This is a genomic window from Rhizobium sp. P28RR-XV, assembly GCF_012641385.1.
Taxonomy (GTDB): Bacteria; Pseudomonadota; Alphaproteobacteria; order Rhizobiales; family Rhizobiaceae; genus Rhizobium.
Map to the genome: position 1 here is coordinate 1 of NZ_JABAIG010000017.1, position 22276 is coordinate 22276.

Annotated in this window: 30 protein-coding genes and 1 pseudogene; 4 read left to right on the forward strand and 27 right to left on the reverse strand. The window is 60.1% G+C overall.

What is annotated here, in order from left to right; translation table 11 throughout:
• A pseudogene (locus HGP12_RS28475) lies at positions 1–109 on the forward strand (IS5/IS1182 family transposase); the annotation flags it as partial.
• 13 nt (positions 110–122) lie between these two features.
• Here the strand turns inward: HGP12_RS28475 and HGP12_RS28480 are convergent.
• Both HGP12_RS28480 and HGP12_RS28485 read right to left on the reverse strand, forming a co-directional pair.
• Positions 123–1439: a replication-associated recombination protein A gene (locus tag HGP12_RS28480; RefSeq protein ID WP_168842831.1), complete on the reverse strand. Its 1317-nt coding sequence runs from the start codon at positions 1437–1439 to the stop codon at positions 123–125.
• A complete protein-coding gene (locus tag HGP12_RS28485) occupies positions 1436–2839 on the reverse strand; it encodes a DegQ family serine endoprotease (RefSeq protein ID WP_168842830.1) in 1404 nt (467 codons plus the stop codon). Before HGP12_RS28485 ends, HGP12_RS28480 begins: the two co-directional genes overlap by 4 nt.
• A gap of 174 nt (positions 2840–3013) precedes the next feature.
• Between HGP12_RS28485 and HGP12_RS28490 the strand changes: the two genes are divergently transcribed.
• Entirely contained in the window at positions 3014–3361 is a 348-nt protein-coding gene (locus HGP12_RS28490) for a hypothetical protein (protein ID WP_168842829.1), read from the forward strand.
• 213 nt (positions 3362–3574) lie between these two features.
• Here HGP12_RS28490 and ilvD read toward each other — a convergent pair whose 3' ends face one another.
• Complete coding sequence (gene ilvD, locus HGP12_RS28495; RefSeq protein ID WP_168842828.1) at positions 3575–5413, reverse strand: dihydroxy-acid dehydratase; 1839 nt, start codon at positions 5411–5413, stop codon at positions 3575–3577.
• A 339-nt stretch (positions 5414–5752) separates the two neighbouring features.
• On the opposite strand from ilvD, the gene msrP reads away from it, so the two are divergent.
• Together msrP and msrQ are read left to right on the forward strand one after the other, a co-directional pair.
• A complete protein-coding gene (gene msrP, locus HGP12_RS28500) occupies positions 5753–6703 on the forward strand; it encodes a protein-methionine-sulfoxide reductase catalytic subunit MsrP (RefSeq protein WP_168842827.1) in 951 nt (316 codons plus the stop codon).
• The gene (gene msrQ, locus HGP12_RS28505) at positions 6703–7356 is read left to right on the forward strand and encodes a protein-methionine-sulfoxide reductase heme-binding subunit MsrQ (protein WP_409526863.1); all 654 of its coding nucleotides are present in this window, start codon (positions 6703–6705) and stop codon (positions 7354–7356) included. The genes msrP and msrQ overlap by 1 nt, the downstream gene beginning before the upstream one ends.
• Before the next feature lie 134 nt (positions 7357–7490).
• Here msrQ and HGP12_RS28510 read toward each other — a convergent pair whose 3' ends face one another.
• The 24 genes from HGP12_RS28510 to rplP all read right to left on the reverse strand — a co-directional run bounded on the left by HGP12_RS28510 (position 7491) and on the right by rplP (position 22274).
• The gene (locus HGP12_RS28510) at positions 7491–8381 is read right to left on the reverse strand and encodes an HlyD family secretion protein (protein WP_168842826.1); all 891 of its coding nucleotides are present in this window, start codon (positions 8379–8381) and stop codon (positions 7491–7493) included.
• Positions 8378–8587: a DUF1656 domain-containing protein gene (locus HGP12_RS28515; protein WP_112803543.1), complete on the reverse strand. Its 210-nt coding sequence runs from the start codon at positions 8585–8587 to the stop codon at positions 8378–8380. Before HGP12_RS28515 ends, HGP12_RS28510 begins: the two co-directional genes overlap by 4 nt.
• A 4-nt stretch (positions 8588–8591) precedes the next feature.
• Positions 8592–10664 carry an FUSC family protein gene (locus HGP12_RS28520; protein WP_168842825.1) on the reverse strand — a complete coding sequence of 691 codons (2073 nt, stop codon included), beginning with the start codon at positions 10662–10664 and terminating at the stop codon, positions 8592–8594.
• Positions 10661–11137, reverse strand: a complete 477-nt coding sequence (locus HGP12_RS28525; RefSeq protein ID WP_168842824.1) for a MarR family winged helix-turn-helix transcriptional regulator — start codon at positions 11135–11137, stop codon at positions 10661–10663. The genes HGP12_RS28520 and HGP12_RS28525 overlap by 4 nt, the downstream gene beginning before the upstream one ends.
• Before the next feature lie 180 nt (positions 11138–11317).
• Positions 11318–11728, reverse strand: coding sequence for a DUF2809 domain-containing protein (locus tag HGP12_RS28530; RefSeq protein ID WP_168842823.1), 411 nt, complete (start codon positions 11726–11728; stop codon positions 11318–11320).
• Positions 11729–11899: 171 nt separating this feature from the next.
• The gene (rplQ, locus tag HGP12_RS28535) at positions 11900–12322 is read right to left on the reverse strand and encodes a 50S ribosomal protein L17 (RefSeq protein ID WP_015339614.1); all 423 of its coding nucleotides are present in this window, start codon (positions 12320–12322) and stop codon (positions 11900–11902) included.
• A gap of 48 nt (positions 12323–12370) precedes the next feature.
• Positions 12371–13381, reverse strand: coding sequence for a DNA-directed RNA polymerase subunit alpha (locus tag HGP12_RS28540; RefSeq protein WP_034507362.1), 1011 nt, complete (start codon positions 13379–13381; stop codon positions 12371–12373).
• A 103-nt stretch (positions 13382–13484) separates the two neighbouring features.
• Complete coding sequence (gene rpsK / locus HGP12_RS28545) at positions 13485–13874, reverse strand: 30S ribosomal protein S11 (RefSeq protein WP_003547577.1); 390 nt, start codon at positions 13872–13874, stop codon at positions 13485–13487.
• A 131-nt stretch (positions 13875–14005) separates the two neighbouring features.
• Positions 14006–14374, reverse strand: a complete 369-nt coding sequence (gene rpsM / locus HGP12_RS28550; protein ID WP_149638070.1) for a 30S ribosomal protein S13 — start codon at positions 14372–14374, stop codon at positions 14006–14008.
• Positions 14375–14591: 217 nt separating this feature from the next.
• On the reverse strand, positions 14592–15242 hold the full coding sequence (locus tag HGP12_RS28555; RefSeq protein WP_168842822.1) for an adenylate kinase: 651 nt from the start codon (positions 15240–15242) through the stop codon (positions 14592–14594).
• Positions 15239–16579 carry a preprotein translocase subunit SecY gene (secY, locus tag HGP12_RS28560; RefSeq protein ID WP_168842821.1) on the reverse strand — a complete coding sequence of 447 codons (1341 nt, stop codon included), beginning with the start codon at positions 16577–16579 and terminating at the stop codon, positions 15239–15241. Before secY ends, HGP12_RS28555 begins: the two co-directional genes overlap by 4 nt.
• A gap of 224 nt (positions 16580–16803) precedes the next feature.
• Positions 16804–17289, reverse strand: a complete 486-nt coding sequence (gene rplO, locus HGP12_RS28565; protein ID WP_149638067.1) for a 50S ribosomal protein L15 — start codon at positions 17287–17289, stop codon at positions 16804–16806.
• A gap of 17 nt (positions 17290–17306) precedes the next feature.
• On the reverse strand, positions 17307–17519 hold the full coding sequence (gene rpmD, locus HGP12_RS28570; RefSeq protein WP_168842820.1) for a 50S ribosomal protein L30: 213 nt from the start codon (positions 17517–17519) through the stop codon (positions 17307–17309).
• Positions 17520–17532: 13 nt separating this feature from the next.
• Positions 17533–18102, reverse strand: a complete 570-nt coding sequence (rpsE, locus tag HGP12_RS28575; protein WP_168842819.1) for a 30S ribosomal protein S5 — start codon at positions 18100–18102, stop codon at positions 17533–17535.
• Positions 18103–18232: 130 nt separating this feature from the next.
• Positions 18233–18595, reverse strand: a complete 363-nt coding sequence (gene rplR / locus HGP12_RS28580; RefSeq protein ID WP_168842818.1) for a 50S ribosomal protein L18 — start codon at positions 18593–18595, stop codon at positions 18233–18235.
• A gap of 12 nt (positions 18596–18607) precedes the next feature.
• Positions 18608–19141: a 50S ribosomal protein L6 gene (rplF, locus tag HGP12_RS28585; RefSeq protein WP_149638064.1), complete on the reverse strand. Its 534-nt coding sequence runs from the start codon at positions 19139–19141 to the stop codon at positions 18608–18610.
• Positions 19142–19182: 41 nt separating this feature from the next.
• Positions 19183–19581 (reverse strand): 30S ribosomal protein S8, encoded by a 399-nt coding sequence (gene rpsH, locus HGP12_RS28590; RefSeq protein ID WP_104822788.1) that lies wholly within the window; start codon positions 19579–19581, stop codon positions 19183–19185.
• Between the two features lie 12 nt (positions 19582–19593).
• On the reverse strand, positions 19594–19899 hold the full coding sequence (gene rpsN, locus HGP12_RS28595) for a 30S ribosomal protein S14 (protein ID WP_068386075.1): 306 nt from the start codon (positions 19897–19899) through the stop codon (positions 19594–19596).
• Positions 19900–19932: 33 nt separating this feature from the next.
• A complete protein-coding gene (gene rplE, locus HGP12_RS28600) occupies positions 19933–20490 on the reverse strand; it encodes a 50S ribosomal protein L5 (protein WP_168842817.1) in 558 nt (185 codons plus the stop codon).
• Complete coding sequence (gene rplX / locus HGP12_RS28605) at positions 20483–20791, reverse strand: 50S ribosomal protein L24 (RefSeq protein WP_168842816.1); 309 nt, start codon at positions 20789–20791, stop codon at positions 20483–20485. The genes rplE and rplX overlap by 8 nt, the downstream gene beginning before the upstream one ends.
• Before the next feature lie 11 nt (positions 20792–20802).
• Positions 20803–21171, reverse strand: a complete 369-nt coding sequence (gene rplN / locus HGP12_RS28610; RefSeq protein WP_012707761.1) for a 50S ribosomal protein L14 — start codon at positions 21169–21171, stop codon at positions 20803–20805.
• A 225-nt stretch (positions 21172–21396) separates the two neighbouring features.
• Entirely contained in the window at positions 21397–21636 is a 240-nt protein-coding gene (gene rpsQ, locus HGP12_RS28615) for a 30S ribosomal protein S17 (RefSeq protein WP_168842815.1), read from the reverse strand.
• Between the two features lie 12 nt (positions 21637–21648).
• The gene (gene rpmC, locus HGP12_RS28620) at positions 21649–21849 is read right to left on the reverse strand and encodes a 50S ribosomal protein L29 (protein ID WP_007690763.1); all 201 of its coding nucleotides are present in this window, start codon (positions 21847–21849) and stop codon (positions 21649–21651) included.
• Positions 21850–21860: 11 nt separating this feature from the next.
• Positions 21861–22274 (reverse strand): 50S ribosomal protein L16, encoded by a 414-nt coding sequence (gene rplP / locus HGP12_RS28625; RefSeq protein WP_034480417.1) that lies wholly within the window; start codon positions 22272–22274, stop codon positions 21861–21863.
• Positions 22275–22276: the final 2 nt, after the last annotated feature.

A 22276-nucleotide genomic window follows, 5' to 3' on the forward strand; every position in this document is an offset into this window, starting at 1 on the left:
CTTCTCGAGACGCAAGCAGTTCCGCAGGGTCGCTACGCGCTTCGAAAAAACCGCCGAAAACTACCTCGCAGTCGTCACTATCGCAGCAATCGTCCTATGGATCAGATAACTGTCCACACTTCCTAGCGCTCGCCGCGCTCCTTGCGCAGTTTCGACCACCAGTCCAGCCGCTTGCGGATCTCGCGCTCAAAGCCGCGTTCCGGCGGATCGTAGAAGGTCTGGCGGCCCATCTTTTCCGGAAAATAATTCTGGCCTGAAAAGGCGTCCGGTTCGTCGTGATCGTAGCGATAGCCGTCGCCGTAGCCTTCGGTGCGCATCAGCTTCGTGGGCGCGTTCAGGATTTGCTTTGGCGGCAGCAGCGAGCCATTCTGCTTCGCGGCCTGCGTCGCTGCCTTGAAGGCGGTGTAGACGGCGTTCGATTTCGGCGCGGTCGCGAGATAGACGCAGGCCTGTGCCAGCGCCAGTTCACCTTCCGGCGACCCGAGGTAATCATAGGCGTCCTTCGCGGCATTGCAGATGACCAGAGCCTGCGGGTCTGCAAGGCCGATATCCTCGACCGCCATGCGCACCAGCCGGCGACCAAGATAGAGCGGATCCTCGCCGGCGTCGAACATGCGGGCGAGATAGTAGAGCGCTGCGTCCGGGTCGGAGCCACGAACCGACTTATGCAGCGCCGATATCAGATTGTAGTGTCCATCCTGCGCCTTGTCATAGACCGGGGCGCGGCGCTGGACGATCTTGACCAGCATATCGGGATCGAAAAGCTCATCCTTGCGCGCAGCGCGCCAGACCTCTTCGGCCAGCGTCAGAACCGAGCGGCCATCGCCATCGGCCATGCGGATCAAGCTGGCACGAGCGTCGTCCGTCAGCGGCAGCGGCTTTCCTTCCACCGTTTCGGCTCGGCGCAGCAGTTCCTCCAGGCTCTCCTCGTCATGTGAGCGGAATGTCAGCACACGGGCGCGGGAGAGAAGAGCGGCGTTGAGTTCGAAAGACGGATTTTCCGTCGTCGCTCCCACAAGAATAACCGTGCCGTCTTCCATCACGGGCAGGAAGCTATCCTGCTGAGCGCGATTGAAGCGATGGATCTCATCGACGAACAGCAGGGTCTGGCGGCCATCCATGCGGCGCAGACGTGCCGCCTCGAACACCTTTTTCAGATCAGCAACGCCGGAGAAGATCGCCGAAATCTGCTCGAAGGCGAGACCCGCCTCGCCCGAAAGCAGCCGTGCAACCGTCGTCTTGCCGGTGCCTGGAGGTCCCCAGAAGATCATCGATCCCAGCGACCCCGCCTCGATCATTCGGCGCAGAACGCCGTCCTCGCCGGTCAGATGTGCCTGGCCGGTGACTTCGGCCAATGTTTGCGGCCGCAGACGATCGGCGAGAGGCCGCTTGTTGGCGACCTCTTCCGGAATCCGCGGTGCAAACAGGTCATTGCTCATCGGAAGAACTGCCGGATGCGCTGGCCGTCGCGCTCGATCTCGACGCGCCAGAAGCTTGGATTGGAGGTCACGGTCCGCTGGAGGACCTCAGTCGTATTGATCGCCACCCCATTGATGGAGATAACGATATCGCGCGCGGCAAATCCCAGCCGATCGGCCGGCGAGTTCTGCTTCAGGCTTTCGATGACGACGCCCGTGGAATCCGGCGGCAGATGCAGATCATCGGCGACGCGCGGCGAGAGATTGGCAACGGTCGCGCCAGAGAAGGGATTGTTGCCCTCGATCACCCGCTCGTCGCGCGGGATGGATTCAGGCGCCGCGGCAAGCGTCATCGTGGTCTGATGTTCCTTGCCGTTATCGAGCACGGTCAGCGACACGGTCGCGCCGAGGCCCGCCGTCGTCAGGCGATAGCCGAGCGCATCGGGATGCTCGATGGAGATATTGTTCAACGCCGTAATCACCTCGCCTGGCTTGAGGCCGGCCTTGGCCGCCGGTCCGCCATCGACCACCTTGGTCACCAGCGCGCCGCGCACCTTGTCCAGGCCCAGAGCTTCGGCGACATCGGATGTCACCGGCTCGAAAGTGGCGCCGATATAGGGCCGCTCGAAGGACTTGTCGCCACGGTCGGCCGCGGCAAGGAAGACCTTGACCAGATTGGCGGGGATGGCAAAGCCGATACCGTTGGAGCCGCCGCCCTGGGAGAAGATCGCCGTATTGAGCCCGATCAATTCGCCGGTCATGTTGACAAGCGCGCCGCCGGAATTGCCGGGGTTGATCGAGGCATCGGTCTGGATGAAGAAGCCGACCTCGTTCTTCACCTGGTTGCGGGCGAGCGCAGAGACGATGCCGCTCGTCACCGTCTGTCCGACACCGAAGGGATTGCCGATCGCGAGCACGAGATCGCCGACTTCAATGCCATCGGAATTGCCAAGCGGCAGAACCGGGAAGCTCTCGTTCTTCGACTGGATCTTCAACACGGCGAGATCGACACGATCGTCCTTCAGCACGACCTTGCAGGGAAATTCGCGGCCGTCCGAAAGCGCGATCTTGATGTCGTCGGCGCCATCGACGACGTGGTTGTTGGTGATAACAGTGCCGTTCGCCTCCACGATGACGCCCGAGCCCAGCGAAGACTGCTTCTCGGTGCGATTCGGCATGCGCTGGCCGAAAAACTGCTCGAAGAAGGGATCGCCAGCAAAGGGGGACTGACGCTGAACGACGCGCTCGGCATAGACATTCACGACAGCACCCGCCGTCTGCTTGACCAGCGGGGCGAAGGAAAGCTGCATCTGCGTCTGGCTTTCCGGCAGTGTCTTTGCCGTCTGAGCCTCAGCGGAAAGCGGCATCGCCATGACGAGGGCAATCATCGAAACGGCAGTGCGCTTCAGGAGGACATGCATGGAAATTTCCCTTTTTAATTCTCTTTAAACAACGTTGTAGCGCCCGACGCTAGAAAGAAAAGAGGGCGGAAGCATGAAGCATAAATGGACGCTGGCAACGATAAAAAACAGGCTCGCCGAACAAAAACATGTTGTCATGCATTTGGAGTTGGGAATCGTCAAAGGGAACCAAACATGCGATCGAACCATCTTGCCGCCGCTACCTTCCTCATCTCGCTGGGCATGGCCGGCACCTCCCACGCCGCCAGCTTTGATTGCGAGGCGCAGAACCTGAAGCCGGACGAAAAGACCATATGCGAGGTACGGGCGCTCAACGATGCCGACGTTAAGATGGTGACGACCTTCGACCTGCTCTCCGGCCTTCTCGCCATGGGCGCGCGCGGAACGATGCAGGACCAGCAGACCGAATGGCTGAAGAAACGGCAGGCCTGCGGCGCCGATGTCGCTTGCCTGACTTCGTCCTATCAAGATCGCCTGAAGGAGCTGAACGACGCGTACAAGCAGATCAATCGGCCGCTGTAGAAGCTGCTTTGCGATGACGTTGAGGGCTTTGCCGCACAAGTCCCCTCTCCCCGCCTGCGGGGAAAGGGTTAGGGTGAGGGGCAAGCGCGGGGACAGGCACACTCCTCCGCCGCGGCAAATCTCCAAAAGCCCCTCATCCGTCCTCTCGCGGCCGAGCTCCGCTCGACCGTTCGAGTCCACCTTCTCCCCGCTGCGCGGGGCGAAGGTGCTTTATTATTTCCCGCCCAAATCGCGAACGGCGCCGCGGTCCGCACTCGTGGCAAACGCGGCATAGGCCTTCAACGCCGTGGTGACGTTACGCTTGCGTGCTTCAGCCGGGTGCCAACCCTTAACATTCTGAGCTTCGCGGCGAGCGGCAAGTTCCTTGTCGTCGACGCGCAGGCTGATCGTGCGGTTGGGGATGTCGATGTCGATCATGTCGCCTTCGCGTACCAGGCCGATCGTGCCCCCGTTTGCCGCTTCCGGCGAGGCGTGGCCGATAGAGAGGCCCGAGGTGCCGCCGGAGAAGCGTCCATCGGTGATCAAAGCGCAAGCTTTGCCCAGACCCTTCGACTTCAGATAGCTCGTCGGATAGAGCATTTCCTGCATACCGGGGCCGCCCTTCGGGCCTTCGTAGCGGATGACGACGACGTCGCCGGCCTTGACCTCGTTGCTGAGGATGCCCTTGACGGCAGCGTCCTGGCTTTCGAAGACCTTGGCCGGGCCGGAGAACTTCAGGATCGATTCATCGACGCCGGCCGTCTTCACGATGCAGCCATCGAGCGCCAGATTGCCCTTCAAGACGGCGAGACCGCCATCCTTGGAGAAGGGATGCTGGGCATCGCGGATGACACCCTTTTCGCGATCGAGATCAAGCTCTTCCCAGCGCGCGCTCTGGCTGAAGGCAACCTGCGTCGGGATACCGCCGGGGGCAGCGCTGAACAGCTCCAGAGCCGCCTTGTTGTCGGTGACGGCAATATCCCATTGCGCTAGCGCCTCGCCCAACGTCGGGGCATGGACGGTCGGCAGATCGACGTTCAACAGTCCGGCGCGGTTCAACTCGCCGAGGATCGCCATGATGCCGCCGGCGCGATGCACATCTTCCATGTGAACGTCGGCCTTGGCAGGCGCCACCTTGGAAAGGCAGGGAACACGTCGCGACAGGCGGTCGATGTCATCCATGGTGAAATCGATCTCGCCCTCGTGGGCTGCCGCGAGGATATGCAGCACGGTGTTGGTCGAGCCGCCCATGGCGATGTCGAGCGCCATGGCATTCTCGAATGCACCCTTGCTGGCGATTGTCCGCGGCAGCGCCGTTACATCGTCCTGCTCGTAATAACGCTTCGCGAGAGCGACGACACGGCGCCCAGCCTCGAGGAAAAGTTCCTTGCGGTCGGCATGGGTGGCAAGCGTCGAGCCGTTGCCCGGCAGCGACAGGCCGAGTGCCTCGGTCAGGCAGTTCATCGAATTGGCCGTGAACATGCCCGAGCACGAACCGCAGGTCGGACAGGCCGAACGCTCGATGACCTGAACGTCCTCGTCACTGATCTTGTCGTCGGCCGCGGCGACCATGGCGTCGACGAGATCGAGGGCAACCTTCTTGCCATGCAGGACGACCTTGCCGGCTTCCATCGGGCCGCCGGAGACGAAGACGGTCGGGATGTTCAGGCGCAGCGAGGCCATCAGCATACCGGGGGTGATCTTGTCGCAGTTGGAGATGCAGACCATGGCGTCGGCGCAATGGGCGTTGACCATGTATTCGACGCTGTCGGCGATCAGCTCGCGCGACGGCAGCGAATAGAGCATACCGTCATGACCCATGGCGATGCCGTCGTCGACGGCGATGGTATTGAATTCCTTTGCAACGCCGCCAGCCGCCTCGATCTCGCGCGCGACGAGCTGACCAAGATCCTTGAGGTGAACGTGGCCGGGCACGAACTGGGTGAAGGAGTTGACCACCGCAATAATGGGCTTGCCGAAATCGCTGTCCTTCATACCCGTCGCACGCCAAAGGCCGCGCGCGCCGGCCATGTTGCGGCCGTGGGTGGTGGTTCTGGAACGATAAGCTGGCATGGTGTTTCTTCCTCGTCATCCTGGAATTTGCGCGGCGTCGGCATAGCCCACGGTTTCGAGCCGAAAAGGACGCCGGCAACTCCGCTTTTTGGAATTGTCCTAATCCAATCGTGCGATACTGTCACTATCAACTCAAGCGAATCCGGTACGCTGCCAAGCAAGGCCACGTCCGGGCGAACAAGTCGTACGACCAGAGTTGGGAATGAAACGGCCCGATCGCAAGCGCACACAAAAAGTTGCTTTCACTTCCAAAGAAATGCCGGCCTAAGAGTGTAATAAAATCTGCATCCGCTGCGTATCGCTTATATCGAAGCTGCTAGCGCATAGAGGAACTGTTCCATGGCCGCCTATCGTCCGCCCAAAATCGCATCTTCCGAAATCACACCCCGCTCGATCTATCTCAAGCGCCGCGGCGTCCTGACGGCGGCGGCCGCCGGCATGGGCATGGCGGCCATCGGCGGCAAGGCTGCGATGGCCGAAGCGCTGGCGGCGACCAAGAGCAATTATACGGTCAACGAGAAGCTGACGCCGATCAAGGACGTCACCACCTACAACAATTTCTACGAATTCGGCCTCGACAAATCCGACCCCGCCAATCTCTCCGGCAAGTTCAAGCCGCGGCCCTGGACCGTCAAGGTAGACGGCATGGTCAACAAGCCCGGCACCTTCGACATCGACGCTCTGATCAAGGAATTCCCCCCGGAAGAGCGCGTCTATCGCATGCGCTGCGTCGAAGCCTGGTCGATGGTGATCCCCTGGGACGGCTTCCAGCTCTCCGCCTTGCTCGATAAGGTGGAACCGCAGGGCAGCGCCAAATTCGTCGCTTTCGAAACAATCGTCCGGCCGGCCGAGATGCCGGGGCAATCGGGCCTCTTGCAATCCCTGAACTGGCCCTATGTCGAGGGACTGCGCCTGGACGAGGCGCGCAACCCGCTGACGCTGCTTGCCGTCGGCCTCTACGGCGAGACCCTGCCGAACCAGAACGGCGCGCCGATCCGGCTCGTCGTACCCTGGAAATATGGCTTCAAGGGCATCAAGTCGATCGTCCGCATCACGCTCACCGACAAACAGCCGCTGAATACCTGGCAGGCGACCAACAGCCAGGAATATGGCTTCTACGCCAACGTCAATCCGGCCGTCGATCATCCGCGATGGAGCCAGGCGACCGAACGGCGCATCGGCGAAGGCGGCTTCTTCGGCTCCAATCGTCATCCCACCCTGCCCTTCAACGGCTATGCCGATCAGGTCGCCAACCTTTATAGCGGCATGGATCTCAGGGTGAATTTCTGATGGCCATGTCCTTCGCCCTCCCCAAGCGCTGGCAATCCGCCTCAGTCTGGGCGCTCTATTTTGTCGGACTTTTGCCGGCCGCATGGGAATTCTATCTCGGCGCGACGGACCAGCTCGGCGCCGATGCCGTCAAGACCTTCGAGCTTTTCCTGGGACTATGGGCGATCCGTTTCCTGCTGCTGACGCTTGCGGTCACGCCGCTTCGCGATCTCTTCGGCTGGAATTATCTGCGCTATCGCCGCGCGCTCGGCCTACTCTGTTTCTATTATGTGCTGATGCACCTGACCGTCTATATGGTCCTCGATCAGGCGCTGGATGTGCAGGCCGTCATCGACGACGTGCTGAAGCGGCCCTTCATCATGTTCGGCATGGCGGGGCTCGTCATGCTGCTGGCACTTGCCGTGACCTCGAACAATTTCTCGATCAAACGTCTCGGCAAGAAATGGATCTGGCTGCATCGCCTGGTCTATATCATCGCCGCCTGCGGTGCCCTGCACTTCGCCCTGTCGACAAAGGTGCTGTCACTGGAGCAATATATCTATATCGGCCTACTGATCGCCATGATCCTCTACAGATCCTACAGGCCGATCATGATGGAGAAGCGCCGGGCCGCACGCAGGCCGGCCGTTGCTTCCAGCTCCAGAGCGGCCTGAATTCGGCCGCCCTGCTCTTTTTTAAAGCAATTCCAGGAAAAGTGCGCAGCGATTTTCCGTCCGGAATTGCGGAGAAACAAAGAGATAGAGCGGTTCTGCGATTCCGTGAAAAGCTGAACCGCTCTAGAAGACAGTCATTCCGCGGCGCTGGCGATGTTCGCCTGGTCCTGCTCCTGCACCTCGACGGTCGCTGTCAGGCCGGCAATCAGCTTCGTGCCGTCGGGCACCTTGTCGAGCGCGATGCGCACCGGCACGCGCTGCGCCAGGCGCACCCAGCTGAAGGTCGGCGTGATGTTGGCAAGCAGGCTGCCGGAGGTGCGTTCGCGATCCTCGATGCCGTAGGCGATGCTTTCGACATGGCCGGTCAGCTTCTCGGCCTGCCCCATCAGGTGGATGAAGACCTCATCGCCGACATGGATGCGCGGCAGCTTGGTTTCTTCGAAATAGCCCTCCACACGCAGGGAATCGGTATCGATCAGCGCCACCTTGGCAGTGCCGGCCGAAACATAATCGCCCGGGCGCAGGCTGAGGTTCGAGATCGTGCCGTTGACGGTGGCGCGGACCTCGGAACGGTCGAGGTTCAGCTGAGCGAGCTCGCGATTGGCGGTCGCCTGACGAAGAGCGGCTTCATCCTGCTGCACGGTGGTCAGCGCCTGCTCCTTCTGCTGCAGGGAGGCGGCATCGCCGAGGCGAGCCTGCCGCTGGCTTTCGCGGCGGGCCTGATCGAGAGCGGCTTTGCTGCTTGCAAGGGCTGCATCCGCCTGCTCGAGAGCGATGGCAAAGCGATCCCGATCGACGCGGAAAAGAACATCGCCTTTCTTGACGATCTGGTTATCCTTGACGAGGACCTCGCTCACGAGACCGGAGACGTCAGGCGCGATGCCGACGACATCGGCCCTGAGACGCGCATCGCGCGTCCACGGCTCATCCATATAGTGACCCCAGAGCTGGCGGCCGACATAGACGGCGGCAACGACGAAGATGAGAGTGACGGCCACGCGGCCGATGAGTTTTAACGCGTTCATGTGAAGTACCAACGAGAAACGGAGGAGACGGCGCCGAGCAGCAGGACGTAAAGCGCGAGATCGAAGAGACCGCGATGCCAGACCAGAGTATAGGCTCCGATCCATGCGAGCAGGCGTCGAAGGACGATGACGGCAAACAGCGTCACGAGCATGAGAACGAGAAGGCGGGGGATGTAGACGCCATAAAGATCGAATTCTGCGGGCATGATATTACTCGGCGGCAATGGAATGTGGTTGGGTTATGTCCGATACGGGCGGTCGCCAGCTCGCCGGCGGCTCGGCATGCGGGAAGAGCGCCCGGCGAAGGCCGACAAGCGCATCAAGGCTCGCCCGGCCGGAATGCCGCTTTTCCTGTGCGACCGCCTCGAGGCCACGGTCGATCGACATGCGCAGATCGTCGGAGGGATCGATGGCGCGCTTGGCCTTCAGCCGCGAGCGATAGAAATCCGAAACGCCGATCAGCACTTCGCTGACGGATGCCGCCGCGGCGGGCTTTAGCTGGCCACGCTCCTTCTGCAGCATCAGCACGTTGAAGCCGAGACGAACGTCGGCATAGCCGTCGACCTTCTTCAGCTCGCGATCCTCGATGCCAGCAAGGCGGGGTACGAGCTGGCCGAGACGATCCAGAATGCGGCCGGACAGGCGCTCGTGATCGGCGCGGCGGATGCCGGCCGCAGTTTCGGCAAGATCGGTCCAGCCGGCCCTCACCAGCCGCCAGGCGGCAAGTTCGGCCCCGAACGGACGGGTGAGCAAGGTCCAGACCAGAGCGAAGCCGACACCCGCGAGAGCCCCGACCGCGCTGTTGGCGAAGCTGGCGAAATCGGCCGTATAGCGGTCCTGCAGCGCGATGAAGGTTGCTCCGTTCACCGCCAGCAGCATGGCGAGCATGTTGGTCTGCGGGCGCGGGATCAACAGGCCCATCACCAGGAAGGGCGGCGCAAAGACCAGCACCAGCATTTCGAAGCCGGAGATCGACGGCAATATGCCGAAGATGTAGACGCAGGCGATGACCAGGCTCATGGCGCACCAGACGAACATCGAAGTGATGAAGGGTGCGGGACGATCGAGCGAGGCGAAAAACGAACAGGCTACCGCGGCCATGGTGACGAAGCCCGCGCCATCCTCCCATCCGGAATAGATCCAGAAGAAGCAGGCGACGGCGATGCCAACGACAACCGCGCCGGCCGAGAAGGCAAGCAGGCCATAGTCATAGTGCCTGATGTGACCAACGACATTGCGGTGACGAACGGCGGGGCGCCATGTGCCGACCTGCTGGCCGGAGATGATCTGGTCGCGCAGCGTCAGGCAGTCCTGCCAGAGATCGACGATTTCCTTGAGGCGATCGAGAGCGCTCGACCGGACGAGATCGTCCCAGCCGAGATCGATGTCGTTCTGCTGCAATTCCTCGATTTTTCTCGACAGCGCATCGGCGGTATCGTCGGCCTTGCCGCGACCGCCCTGCTCGAGCCAATCGGCCACCTCGTTCAAAACGGCGACAAGCGGCGGCGGCAGCAGCTTTCCGCCGGCTTTCAGCGCATGCAGGCGATCGGCGAGAGACGAGAAGAGCGGCAGCAACATCAGCAGACGGCCGCGCAGCTCGCGCGAATGCCTGACGATATCGCGGCTGCCCGCATCATAACGCAGCTGGCTGATGACGAGATCGAGCCCGGAAACGTCGGCGGCAAGCTTCTGGCGTTTCAAGGGAGTTGCGGGAGAAGCGCCCTCGCCGCGCAGGATCTCATCCGCCCACGTGCCGGCGTCATCCAGCCAGGAGCTTATGCGCTTGCCGAGTACCGTGCCGACGCTGCTCGGAAAGACGATGGCGCTGACGACGCTCGCGCAGACGATGCCGATGATGATCTCCTCGGAACGGGCAAGCGCCACATCGAATACGGTTGCCGGCGCGCCGACGGTCGGCAGCGCGATGAGCGGCAGCGAATAGCCGGCCAGCATGAAGACATAGCTGCGCGAGGTACGGTCAAGCATCGAGATGAACAGCAAGGTGCCGGTCCACAGCGCGACGACGACGGAGAGCAGCTCCGGCGCATTGACGAAGAGCGGAACGAGGATCACCGACGCAGTGGCACCGATGAGCGTACCGAGAGCACGATAGAGCCCCTTGGAGCTGGTTGCGCCAGCAAGAGGATTAGCGACCACATAGACGGCGGCCATCGCCCAATAGGGACGCGGCAGATCCAGCGACAGCGCGATGAACAGCGCCATGATCGCTGCAATGAAGGCTTTGACCGAAAACAGCCAGTCGCGCCAGGACGGAACGCTCATAGAACCTTCTCCCGCTCCGGCTCGGCATCGCCAGTCTTCGGCGATTCGAATTCCTCGAAAGCCTTGAGAACGCGAACAGCAGCCTCGATATCCGCCGGGTCGACATTGGCGAGGATCTTGCCACGCAGCTCGTCGAGGGCGTCCTCCATGCGGGAGGCAAGCATCTCGCCTTCAGCCGTCAGCCACAGGCCTTTCGCGCGCCGATCCGTCGGATCATCCTTGCGGATGACGAGGTCCATGCTTTCGAGCTGATCGAGCAGGCGGACCAGAGACGGTCCTTCGATGCCGACATAGGTGGCGAGAACCACCTGCCGCACGCCTCCTCCCAGACGACCGATCCAAAGCAGCGGGGCGGCCGCGGCCTCGGATATGCCATAGGAGCTCAGCGCGAGATCGACGACCCGGCGCCATTGGCGTCCGGTGGTCAGCAGATTGGCGGTGAAGAGGCGCTGCAGCGCGTTTGACGATTTCATAGGAATCCATTAGCACTAAACTAATTAGGATTCAAATTATTATGATCCAAAGCGCCATCTGAAATGGGAAATGCAGCTATGAGAATATTGATGGCCAAACGGCAGAATGATCGAGACCGCAAACAATTGGCGACGAGCCGCAACGGCGGCTGGTAGTGGCCGCGGAATGAAGGTCAGGCGTCAGACCAAGCGCTTCCACCTCGATAGCACCCAATCCAGTGCCAAAGCCGCCGCGATACCGGTAACATAGGTCAGAATGTTCCAGGGCGAAAACACTCGCCCCAGCAGCAGAGCCCCCGCCGTGGTCAATCGAAACGCATCCAGCGCCGGCGTATGCCAAAGCCTGAAAAGCTCGACAAGCACGGCGACGACGACTGCCGCCAAGCTGATCCGGAACCGAGGCGTCCCGGCAAAGACCGTCGCAAGCAACCAGTAGACCATGGCTCCCCACAAGATCGAGCCACCATATTTCACGACCTCGAAGGGCAGATGCACGGCATATCCGAACCGCCTGAGCGCAAGGCCGCAGGCTATGGTTAGCAGCAGCGCCAGAGGCAAACCTGTTCTCCTGCGCGTCAATTTCCGCTGCATGCCTGGCTAAGCCCTTCACAGATGGATGCGCAAATCGATAAACGACCCGGCTTGAGAATGTCGATATTCCCTGGTGCTGGTGAGGAATGAAAGGCCGCTTCCGAGATCCACAAACGAGAAAAGGCCGGATGATTTCTCATCCGGCCTTCAATCTCTAGTCCAAAGCTGGCCTTAAGCGGCTGCGGCTTCTTCTTCAGCGGCAACGCGAGCCTTGTCGGCTGCGCCCTTGGCATTGACGTCGCGATCGACGAATTCGACAACTGCGAGAGCGGCATTGTCGCCCTGGCGGAAGCCAGCCTTCATGATACGCAGGTAGCCGCCGTTGCGGGTGGCGTAGCGCGTTGCGATCGCGTCGAAGAGCTTCGAAACGACGGCTGCATCGCGGATCTGCGAGATGGCCTGACGACGAGCGTGCAGATCACCGCGCTTGCCGAGGGTTACCAGCTTCTCGACGATCGGACGAATTTCCTTCGCCTTCGGGAGCGTGGTGACGATCTGCTCATGGGTGATGAGCGAAGCCGCCATGTTGGCGAACATCGCCTTACGGTGGCTGGCGGTTCTATTCAGCTTGCGGCCGGCTTTACCGTGGCGCATGGCTATTCTCCTTCACTTGCAGGCATCGATCGCCTGCCGTTTGAAACGTTAGTATTGGTCTTCGTAACGCTTGGCGAGATCTTCGATGTTCTCGGGCGGCCATGCCGGCACTTCCATGCCGAGGTGCAGGCCCATGGAAGCGAGAACTTCCTTGATTTCGTTCAGCGACTTGCGACCAAAATTCGGCGTGCGGAGCATTTCTGCTTCGGTCTTCTGAATGAGGTCGCCGATGTAGACGATGTTGTCGTTCTTCAGGCAATTTGCCGAGCGAACGGACAGTTCCAGTTCGTCCACCTTCTTGAGGAGAGCCGGATTGAAAGCGAGTTCGGTAACTGCTTCCTCTTCGGTTTCCTTCTGCGGCTCGTCGAAGTTGACGAACACGCCAAGCTGATCCTGCAGGATGCGAGCCGCGAAAGCGACGGCATCTTCACCGCTGATCGAACCATCGGTTTCGAGCGACATGCTCAGCTTGTCGTAGTCGAGAACCTGTCCTTCACGGGTATTTTCAACCTTGTAGGACACCTTCTTGACCGGCGAATAAAGGCTGTCGACCGGAATGAGACCGATCGGAGCATCTTCCGCACGATTGCGCTCGGCCGGGACATAGCCCTTGCCGTTGTTGACGGTGAATTCCATGCGGATTTCGGCGCCCTCGTCGAGCGTGCAGATGACATGCTCGGGGTTGAGGATTTCGATATCGCCGACCGTCTGAATATCGCCAGCCGTTACAACGCCTGGGCCCTGCTTGCGGACAACCATGCGCTTGGCATCATCGCCATCCATCTTGATGGCGATTTCCTTGATGTTCAGCACGATGTCCGTCACATCTTCCCGGACGCCCGGGATAGAGGAGAACTCGTGCAGCACGCCGTCGATCTGCACGGCCGTCACAGCGGCGCCGCGCAGAGAAGACAGCAGAACGCGACGCAGCGCGTTGCCGAGGGTAAGACCGAAGCCACGCTCCAGCGGTTCGGCCACGAGCGTTGCCTTGGTACGGCCGCTCGAGGTGAACTCGACCTTGTTGGGCTTGATCAGTTCCTGCCAGTTTTTCTGAATCATGTTTTTGCCTTCCGTTCGTTGTCACCATCCAATCGTGACAACCGAGCTTGAGAAACACCGGGCCGGACGCATCTGCCCCGGCCAGTGTCGAGAGTGGCGATGATCAGACGCGACGCTTCTTGCGCGGGCGGCAACCATTGTGCGGGATCGGCGTCACGTCGCGGATGGACGTGATCATGAAACCGGCAGCCTGGAGCGCGCGCAGAGCGGATTCGCGACCGGAACCCGGACCGCAAACTTCGACTTCCAGCGACTTCATGCCATGTTCCTGAGCCTTCTTGGCGCAGTCTTCGGCAGCGATCTGGGCAGCGAACGGGGTCGACTTGCGCGAACCCTTGAAGCCCTTGGCACCAGCGGACGACCAGGCAATAGCGTTGCCCTGCGCGTCGGTGATGGTGATCATCGTGTTGTTGAAGGTCGAGTTGACGTGTGCGACGCCAGACGAAATATTTTTACGCTCGCGACGGCGAACGCGTACGGCTTCCTTGGCCATGGTAGTCCTTTCTTGGATCTCTGCACCGCCGTAATGCCAGCGGCTCCACCGAAGCAACGCCCACGGGGCGCCGCTCCAAACTCAAAAGAGGCCGGCGGACCGCCAGCCTCCCCATCCCGGTTTCCCGGAAATTACTTCTTCTTACCAGCGATCGCCTTTGCCGGACCCTTGCGGGTGCGGGCATTGGTGTGGGTGCGCTGGCCGCGAACCGGCAGGCCGCGACGATGACGCAGGCCGCGGTAAGAACCCAGGTCCATCAGACGCTTGATGTTCATCGCGGTGTCGCGACGCAGATCACCTTCGACCTGGTAGTCACGGTCGATGGCTTCACGGATCTGCAGAACTTCAGCATCCGTCAGTTGATGGACGCGACGCTCGGCCGGAATACCAACCTTGTCGCAGATTTCCTGAGCAAACTTCGGTCCGATCCCGTGAATATAGCGAAGCGCAATAACTACGCGCTTTGCAGTCGGGATGTTGACGCCAGCGATACGAGCCACGCCTGTTCTCCTTGCATTCCTTTTGCCTTAGCAAAGGGTTTTGTTATGCAGCCCGGGAGCTGCTTGTTCAATGTGCATCCGCCACATGTCAAAACGACCGTACCCGGACTTCCCGTTGGAAATCCGCGCCGATCGCATAGCATGTCGCGAGTTGGCGCGGTGTTTAGCGGAATCGGCGCAAAAAAGCAACCGCTCCGGCAAGTTTATTTTAGGCTATCTAAAGCTTAGCCAGGATAGCCTCTATGCTTTCGGTCACATGCTCGATATCGGCCATGCCGTCGATGCTCTGCAACTTGCCCTTCGCATAGTAGTAACCGATCAGCGGCGACGTCTCCTTGTAATAGACCTGGAGGCGAGTCGCCATGGTTTCGGCATTGTCGTCAGGGCGGCGCTTGAAGTGGGTCGAGCCGCATTTGTCGCAGACGCCGGCCGTTGCCGGAACCTTATCAGTGTCGTGATAGACGCTGCCGCAATTCGAGCAGGAATAACGGCCGGAAACGCGGCGAATCAATTCGGCATCATCGACCTTGAGTTCAATGACGACCGAGAGATCCAACCCCTTCGACTTCAGCATCCGCTCCGTAGCATCCGCCTGCACCAGCGTGCGCGGGAAACCATCGAGGATGAAGCCTCTGGCGCAATCCGGCTGGTCGATACGTTCGGAGACGATAGCGTTGACGATCTCATCGGAAACAAGCTTGCCGGCGTCCATGACGGCCTTGGCGCGCTTGCCAACTTCAGTCCCGGCAGCCACCGCAGCCCTCAGCATATCGCCTGTGGAAAGCTGCGGGATGCCGTACTTTTCCACGATACGCTGGGCCTGGGTCCCCTTACCTGCTCCCGGCGGCCCTAAAAGTATGAGTCTCATCGCCCCCTCTTTCCTCCACGCAACTTCGATTTCTTGATCAGGCCTTCATATTGCTGTGCGATCAGGTGACCCTGAATCTGCGCCACCGTATCCAGCGTTACGCTAACCACGATCAGAAGCGAAGTGCCACCCAGAGACAACGGAATACCTGTCTGGGATACGAGAATTTCGGGCAGGATGCAGACGAAGACAAGATAGATCGCGCCGATGACCGTGATGCGGGTCAGCACGTAATCGATATATTCGGCAGTGCGCTCACCGGGACGAATGCCCGGAATGAAGCCGCCATGCTTCTTCAGATTGTCGGCCGTGTCCTTCGGATTGAAGACGAGCGCGGTGTAGAAGAAGGCGAAGAAGGCGATCAGGGCGCCGTAGAACACCATGTAGACCGGCTGGCCATGGCCAAGCGCGGCGACGATCGACGTCACCCAGGTCGGAAGCGCCGTATTGTTGCCGAGACCGGCGACGGTTGCCGGCAGCAAGAGCAGCGACGACGCGAAGATCGCCGGGATAACACCCGAGGTGTTGAGCTTCAGCGGCAGGTGCGACGTATCGCCCTGGAACATGCGTGTACCGACCTGGCGTTTCGGATACTGAATCAGCAGGCGACGCTGCGCACGCTCGACGAAAACGATGAGCGCAATGACCAGAATGGCAACGACCAGCACCGCGAGAATAAGGGGCGTGGAAAGCGCGCCGGTGCGGCCGAGTTCAAGAGTGCCGGCGAGCGCGGTCGGAAGACCTGCAGCGATACCGGCGAAGATGATCAGCGAGATACCGTTGCCGATACCGCGCGACGTCACCTGCTCACCAAGCCACATCAGGAACATCGTGCCGCCGAGCAGCGTAATGACGGTGGAAATACGGAAGAACCAGCCCGGGTCCACCACGACGCCGTTGCCGTGCTCCAGGCCGATCGCAATGCCATAGGCCTGCAATGCGCCGAGCAGCACCGTGCCGTAGCGGGTGTACTGGTTGATGATCTTGCGGCCCTGCTCGCCTTCCTTCTTCAGGTTTTCGAGCGAGGGAACGACCGAGGTCATCAGCTGAACGATGATCGAGGCCGAAATATAAGGCATGATGCCGAGCGCGAAGATCGCCATGCGCTGTACGGCGCCGCCCGAGAACATGTTGAAGAGGCCAAGAATGCCGCCCGACTGATTCTGGAAAGCCTGGGCGTAAGCGGCAGGATTGAGGCCAGGAAGCGGAATGTGGGTGCCGAGTCGATAGACGAGGAGAGCGCCGAGCGTAAACCACAAGCGCTTCTTGAGATCCTCAGCCTTGGCAAAGGTCGAGAAATTGAGATTGGACGCCAATTGTTCCGCTGCAGAAGCCATGCAAATCTCCGCACTACCAATTCCGGCATAATCGGCCGGGTCCGGAATCAGTAAGTAAATTGTTCAAAATTCGGGCTTCGGACGGATTGCCATGCAATCGGGCGCCTCACCCTTGGTTCCCGTTGTCAACCGGAAAGACACCGCCGCGTCGTTCAGGTTCGTGAGGCTCACATATGGGAGAAAAATCGCCCGAAGTGAAGCACCTCGGGCGATCTTTGATAATATTATTCTGCGGCAGGAGCTTCTGCGGCAGAAGCAAGCAGCTTGATGGAGCCGCCGGCCTTCTCGATCTTTTCAACCGCCGGCTTGGAAGCGCCCGCAACTTCGAGGGCAAGCTTCGCCTTCAGTTCGCCGTCCGAAAGAACGCGAACACCATCCTTGACGCGGCGAATCACGCCGGCAGCCTTGAGGGCAGCAGCATCGACAGTCTTCTTGGCATCGAGCTTGCCAGCATCGACGGCAGCCTGGATGCGAGCCAGCGATACGACAACGTAGTCGGAGGCGAAGATATTATTGAAGCCGCGCTTCGGCAGGCGACGATAGATGGGCATCTGACCACCTTCGAAGCCGTTGATCGCAACGCCCGAACGGGACTTCTGACCCTTCACACCACGGCCACCGGTCTTGCCGGAGCCGGAGCCGATGCCGCGGCCGAGGCGCTTGCGGCTATGGGTCGAGCCTTCGTTATCCTTGATCTCATTCAGTTTCATAACGATTTACCTCCGGCTCACTTCTCGCCGACAACGCGAACGAGATGCTGGACAGCACGGATCATGCCACGAACAGCCGGAGTATCTTCCAGCGTGCGGCGACGGTGCATCTTGTTCAGTCCGAGACCGATCAGCGTCTTCTGCTGAACGTCCGGACGGCGGATCGGGCTGCCAATCTGTTCGACCGTAACGGTCGCCTTAGCTTCAGCCTTCTTGGTCGTCTTGGCCATAGGTCAAACTCCCTTATTCTTCGGAGGCGTTGCCCGAAGCGGCGCGGCGAGCCTGCAGGGTGGCATACTTGATGCCGCGCTGAGCTGCGATGTCCTTCGGGTGAACCTGGTGCTTCAGGGCGTCGAACGTGGCGCGAACCATGTTGTACGGGTTCGAGGAACCGGTCGACTTGGCAACGACGTCATGAACGCCGAGCGTTTCGAAGACGGCGCGCATCGGGCCGCCGGCGATGATACCGGTACCGACCTTGGCCGAACGCAGCAGAACCTTACCTGCACCATGACGGCCATGAACGTCGTGATGCAGCGTACGGCCGTCGCGCAGCGGTACGAAGATCAGGTCGCGCTTGGCGCTTTCGGTAGCCTTGCGGATGGCTTCCGGCACTTCGCGTGCCTTGCCATGACCAAAGCCTACGCGGCCCTTCTGGTCACCGACAACGACGAGAGCGGCGAAACCGAAACGGCGGCCGCCCTTTACAACCTTGGCGACGCGGTTGATCGCGACCAGCTTGTCGACGAATTCGCTATCGCGCTCTTCACGGCTCTGCCGGTCATCCCGCGAGCCCCTCTTTTCCTGTGCCATTGTCCTCTTCCTTTTTCTTTTCCGGGTGCAATCGGCAAACAACAAAGACCGCATGCCCTCCCCCTAAAGGGAAGCTTGCGGCCCGGTGAACATCCGGCCGGCGCCCGAGAGCTGCCGACCAGAAACTTGATCAGAAGGACAGACCGCCTTCGCGGGCTGCTTCAGCCAGGGCCTTGATACGGCCGTGGTAGATGAAGGCGCCGCGATCGAACACGACTTCCTTGACGCCTGCCTTGGAGGCACGCTCGGCGACGAGCTTGCCAACGAGGGCGGCGGCGGCGGTATCGGCACCGGTCTTCAGAGAACCGCGCAGATCCTTGTCGAGGGTGGAGGCAGCCGCGAGGGTCTTGCCGGCCACATCATCGATGACCTGAACGTAGATGTTCTTCGACGAGCGATGAACCGACAGGCGCGGACGACCATTGGCCACCGACTTGATTTGACGACGCACGCGGTTGGCACGACGTGCAAGTGTTTCTTTCCTGCTAGCCATTTCGCGTGATCCTTACTTCTTCTTGCCTTCTTTGCGGACGATCCGCTCTTCGGCATACTTAACACCCTTGCCCTTGTAGGGCTCCGGACCGCGGTATTCGCGGATTTCAGCGGCAACCTGGCCGACCTGCTGCTTGTTGATGCCGGTGACGACGATTTCCGTCGGCTTCGGCACAGCGATCGAGATACCCTGCGGCGGCTCATAAACCACGTCGTGGCTGAAGCCGAGCGCGAGCTGCAGGTTCTTGCCCTGCATGGAGGCACGGTAGCCGACGCCGTTGATTTCGAGCTTGCGCTCGTAGCCGTCCTTAACACCCTTGAGGATGTTCTCGATCATCGTGCGGGACATGCCCCACTTTGCGCGAGCATCCTTGGTGTCGTTGAGCGGCGTCACGACGATTGCATTGTTTTCCAGCTTGAGACCGATTTCGTCGTTAGCGACGAAAAACAGCTCGCCCTTGGGGCCCTTGGCGGTCACTTTTTGGCCATCAACCGTGGCCGTGATCCCTGCAGGTACCTGAACGGGCTTCTTACCGATACGAGACATTTTTCAAACCTGTCTGTTTCGAAGGAGATCCCTGTTCGATCTTAGAAGACCGAGCAGAGAACCTCACCACCAACATTCTGTTCACGAGCCTGGTGATCGGCCATCACACCCTTCGGAGTCGAAAGGATGGTGATGCCGAGACCGTTCGCGACCTGCGGAATGGACTTGACCGAGACATAAACTCGGCGGCCCGGCTTGGACACGCGGCCGATCTCACGGATCACCGACGAGCCTTCGTAGTACTTCAGCTCAATGTTGAGCTCGGACTTGCCGTTGCCGAAATCGACGACGGAGTAGCCACGGATGTAGCCTTCAGCCTGCAGAACATCGAGGACGCGTGCACGGAGCTTGGACGCAGGCGTCGAAACCGACGACTTGCGGCGCGAAGCACCGTTACGGATGCGGGTGAGCATATCGCCCAAAGGATCAGTCATGGTCATCTATTCTGCTCCTTACCAGCTGGACTTGACGATGCCCGGCACCTTGCCGAGATTGCCGAGTTCACGCAGCGCGATACGCGACATGCGCAGTTTGCGGTAGTAGGCGCGCGGACGGCCAGACACTTCGCAACGGTTGCGAATACGGGTCTTCGATCCATCGCGCGGGAGCGATGCCAGCTTCAGAGTGGCCTTGAACCGGTCTTCGATCGAGAGAGACTGGTTCATGATGATTGCCTTCAGAGCAGCCCGCTTTGCGGATTGAGTGGCAACCGTATTGCGGCGGCGCTTGTTCTTTTCAACTGCGCTTGTCTTCGCCATATTTAGGTTCCTTTTCTACGCTCGTCGTTACGGTTATTGACGGAACGGGAAGTTGAACTCTGTCAGAAGAGCCCGTGCTTCGTCGTCGGTCGTCGCCGTCGTGCAAACGATGATGTCCATGCCCCACATCTGATCAACCTTGTCGTAGTTGATCTCAGGGAACACAATGTGTTCCTTGATGCCCATGGCGAAATTGCCACGACCGTCAAAGCTCTTCGGGTTCAGGCCGCGGAAGTCGCGAACGCGCGGAAGCGCGATGTTGACCAGACGATCCAGGAACTCATACATGCGGGCGCCGCGCAGCGTCACCTTGGCGCCGATCGGCATGTTTTCGCGGACCTTGAAGCCAGCGATGGAGTTGCGCGCGTGGGTGATGACCGGCTTCTGGCCAGCGATGGCCGCCAGGTCGGCAGCAGCAACGGTCGGCTTCTTCGAATCAGCCGTCGCTTCGCCAACGCCCATGTTGATCACGATCTTGTCCAGCTTCGGGATCTGCATCTCGTTAGCGTAGGGGAACTTCTCCTGCATGGCTGCACGGATGCGAGCAACGTATTCCTTCTTGAGCCGCGGCTCGTACTTTGCCTCAGCCATCGATCACTTCTCCCGAGGTCTTGGCCACACGGACCTTCTTGCCTTCTACAACCTTGAAACCGACGCGGGTCGGCTTACCGTGCCTGTCGACGATCGCAATGTTGGACAGGTGAAGCGAGGCTTCCTTGCTGATAATGCCAGCTTCCTGGGTCTGCGTCTGGCGCTGATGGCGCTTGATGACGTTGACGCCACGGACGACCGCGCGGTCTTCCTTCGGCAGCACTTGAATGACTTCGCCGGTACGGCCCTTGTCCTTGCCGGCCAATACGACAACCTTGTCGCCTTTACGGATCTTTTGCATCGCTCCGCTCCTTACAGTACTTCTGGAGCCAGCGAGATGATCTTCATGTGGTTCTTGGCGCGAAGTTCGCGCGGAACCGGTCCGAAGATACGGGTGCCGATCGGCTCTTTCTTGTTGTCGATGAGGACTGCTGCGTTGGTATCGAAGCGGATGACGCTGCCATCCGGACGACGGATGTCCTTGGCGGTACGAACGACAACCGCCTTCATCACGTCACCTTTCTTCACACGGCCGCGCGGGATAGCTTCCTTGATCGAAACGACGATGATGTCGCCGATCGAGGCATACTTGCGCTTCGAGCCGCCCAGCACCTTGATGCACATGACACGACGTGCGCCGGAATTATCCGCCACGTCGAGGTTTGTTTGCATCTGAATCATGTCAGGTCGCCTTCTTGTTGTTACCGGAATGGTTGGGCCAACCGACCCCCTACCCCGGCTTATGGACTAGTCTCTTGTCTGATTTCTCCAGCGCTCGGAACCACCAGGGTCATCTTCGCCGGCCATCAACAAAGCAAAAGAACGCTCGTACTCGAGCGTCCTGCTTCCAAGCTCGTGCTTCATACAGATATTTCGCCCAAGCGCAAGGGCCTGAGCGAAATTCTGTTACTTGGACTGGGCGGAAACGACCGTCCAGGTCTTGTCCTTGGAGATCGGTGCGCATTCCTCGATGGAAACGGCGTCGCCGACCTTGTACTGATTGTTTTCGTCGTGGGCCTTGTACTTCTTGGAACGACGAACGGTCTTCTGAAGCAGCGGGTGAGCGAAACGACGCTCAACGCGGACAACTACCGTCTTCTCGTTCTTGTCGCTGACCACGACGCCCTGCAGAATGCGCTTCGGCATGTTATTTTTCCTTTAGGCCTTTGCTTCTGCCGCCTTCTGGCGGGCAATGGTTTTCACGCGGGCGATGTCCTTGCGGACTTCGTTGATGCGCGAGGACTTTTCAAGCTGGCCGGTTGCCTTCTGAAAGCGCAGGTTGAACTGTTCCTTCTTCAGCTTGGCAAGCTCGTCCTTGAGTTGGTCGGCGCTCAGGGCGCGAACATCTGCGGCTTTCATGAGCTTCTTCCTTACTCTGCAATGCGCTGCACGAAGCGCGTCTTGACCGAGAGCTTGGCAGAGCCGAGGCGCAATGCCTCACGAGCGATTTCCTCGCTCACACCATCGATCTCGAACATCATACGGCCGGGCTTGACCTTGCATGCCCAGTATTCGACGGAGCCCTTACCTTTACCCATGCGGACTTCGGTAGGCTTTTTGGTTACCGGAACATCCGGGAACACGCGGATCCATACACGGCCGGCACGCTTCATGTAGCGCGTGATCGCGCGGCGAGCCGCTTCGATTTCGCGAGCGTTGACGCGGTTAGGCTCCTGCGACTTCAGACCGAATTCACCGAACGCAAGGTCAGACCCACCCTTGGCGACGCCCTTGATGCGACCCTTGAATTGCTTACGGTACTTCGTACGCTTTGGCTGCAACATTT

Coding starts and splice junctions, on each gene's coding strand:
- HGP12_RS28480 (WP_168842831.1), bottom strand. CDS start 1,439: ATGAGCAATGACCTGTTTGCACCGCGGATTCCGGAAGAGGTCGCCAAC.
- HGP12_RS28485 (WP_168842830.1), bottom strand. CDS start 2,839: ATGCATGTCCTCCTGAAGCGCACTGCCGTTTCGATGATTGCCCTCGTC.
- HGP12_RS28490 (WP_168842829.1), top strand. CDS start 3,014: ATGCGATCGAACCATCTTGCCGCCGCTACCTTCCTCATCTCGCTGGGC.
- ilvD (WP_168842828.1), bottom strand. CDS start 5,413: ATGCCAGCTTATCGTTCCAGAACCACCACCCACGGCCGCAACATGGCC.
- msrP (WP_168842827.1), top strand. CDS start 5,753: ATGGCCGCCTATCGTCCGCCCAAAATCGCATCTTCCGAAATCACACCC.
- msrQ (WP_409526863.1), top strand. CDS start 6,703: ATGGCCATGTCCTTCGCCCTCCCCAAGCGCTGGCAATCCGCCTCAGTC.
- HGP12_RS28510 (WP_168842826.1), bottom strand. CDS start 8,381: ATGAACGCGTTAAAACTCATCGGCCGCGTGGCCGTCACTCTCATCTTC.
- HGP12_RS28515 (WP_112803543.1), bottom strand. CDS start 8,587: ATGCCCGCAGAATTCGATCTTTATGGCGTCTACATCCCCCGCCTTCTC.
- HGP12_RS28520 (WP_168842825.1), bottom strand. CDS start 10,664: ATGAGCGTTCCGTCCTGGCGCGACTGGCTGTTTTCGGTCAAAGCCTTC.
- HGP12_RS28525 (WP_168842824.1), bottom strand. CDS start 11,137: ATGAAATCGTCAAACGCGCTGCAGCGCCTCTTCACCGCCAATCTGCTG.
- HGP12_RS28530 (WP_168842823.1), bottom strand. CDS start 11,728: ATGCAGCGGAAATTGACGCGCAGGAGAACAGGTTTGCCTCTGGCGCTG.
- rplQ (WP_015339614.1), bottom strand. CDS start 12,322: ATGCGCCACGGTAAAGCCGGCCGCAAGCTGAATAGAACCGCCAGCCAC.
- HGP12_RS28540 (WP_034507362.1), bottom strand. CDS start 13,381: ATGATTCAGAAAAACTGGCAGGAACTGATCAAGCCCAACAAGGTCGAG.
- rpsK (WP_003547577.1), bottom strand. CDS start 13,874: ATGGCCAAGGAAGCCGTACGCGTTCGCCGTCGCGAGCGTAAAAATATT.
- HGP12_RS28555 (WP_168842822.1), bottom strand. CDS start 15,242: ATGAGACTCATACTTTTAGGGCCGCCGGGAGCAGGTAAGGGGACCCAG.
- secY (WP_168842821.1), bottom strand. CDS start 16,579: ATGGCTTCTGCAGCGGAACAATTGGCGTCCAATCTCAATTTCTCGACC.
- rplO (WP_149638067.1), bottom strand. CDS start 17,289: ATGAAACTGAATGAGATCAAGGATAACGAAGGCTCGACCCATAGCCGC.
- rpmD (WP_168842820.1), bottom strand. CDS start 17,519: ATGGCCAAGACGACCAAGAAGGCTGAAGCTAAGGCGACCGTTACGGTC.
- rpsE (WP_168842819.1), bottom strand. CDS start 18,102: ATGGCACAGGAAAAGAGGGGCTCGCGGGATGACCGGCAGAGCCGTGAA.
- rplR (WP_168842818.1), bottom strand. CDS start 18,595: ATGGCTAGCAGGAAAGAAACACTTGCACGTCGTGCCAACCGCGTGCGT.
- rplF (WP_149638064.1), bottom strand. CDS start 19,141: ATGTCTCGTATCGGTAAGAAGCCCGTTCAGGTACCTGCAGGGATCACG.
- rpsH (WP_104822788.1), bottom strand. CDS start 19,581: ATGACCATGACTGATCCTTTGGGCGATATGCTCACCCGCATCCGTAAC.
- rpsN (WP_068386075.1), bottom strand. CDS start 19,899: ATGGCGAAGACAAGCGCAGTTGAAAAGAACAAGCGCCGCCGCAATACG.
- rplE (WP_168842817.1), bottom strand. CDS start 20,490: ATGGCTGAGGCAAAGTACGAGCCGCGGCTCAAGAAGGAATACGTTGCT.
- rplX (WP_168842816.1), bottom strand. CDS start 20,791: ATGCAAAAGATCCGTAAAGGCGACAAGGTTGTCGTATTGGCCGGCAAG.
- rplN (WP_012707761.1), bottom strand. CDS start 21,171: ATGATTCAGATGCAAACAAACCTCGACGTGGCGGATAATTCCGGCGCA.
- rpsQ (WP_168842815.1), bottom strand. CDS start 21,636: ATGCCGAAGCGCATTCTGCAGGGCGTCGTGGTCAGCGACAAGAACGAG.
- rpmC (WP_007690763.1), bottom strand. CDS start 21,849: ATGAAAGCCGCAGATGTTCGCGCCCTGAGCGCCGACCAACTCAAGGAC.
- rplP (WP_034480417.1), bottom strand. CDS start 22,274: ATGTTGCAGCCAAAGCGTACGAAGTACCGTAAGCAATTCAAGGGTCGC.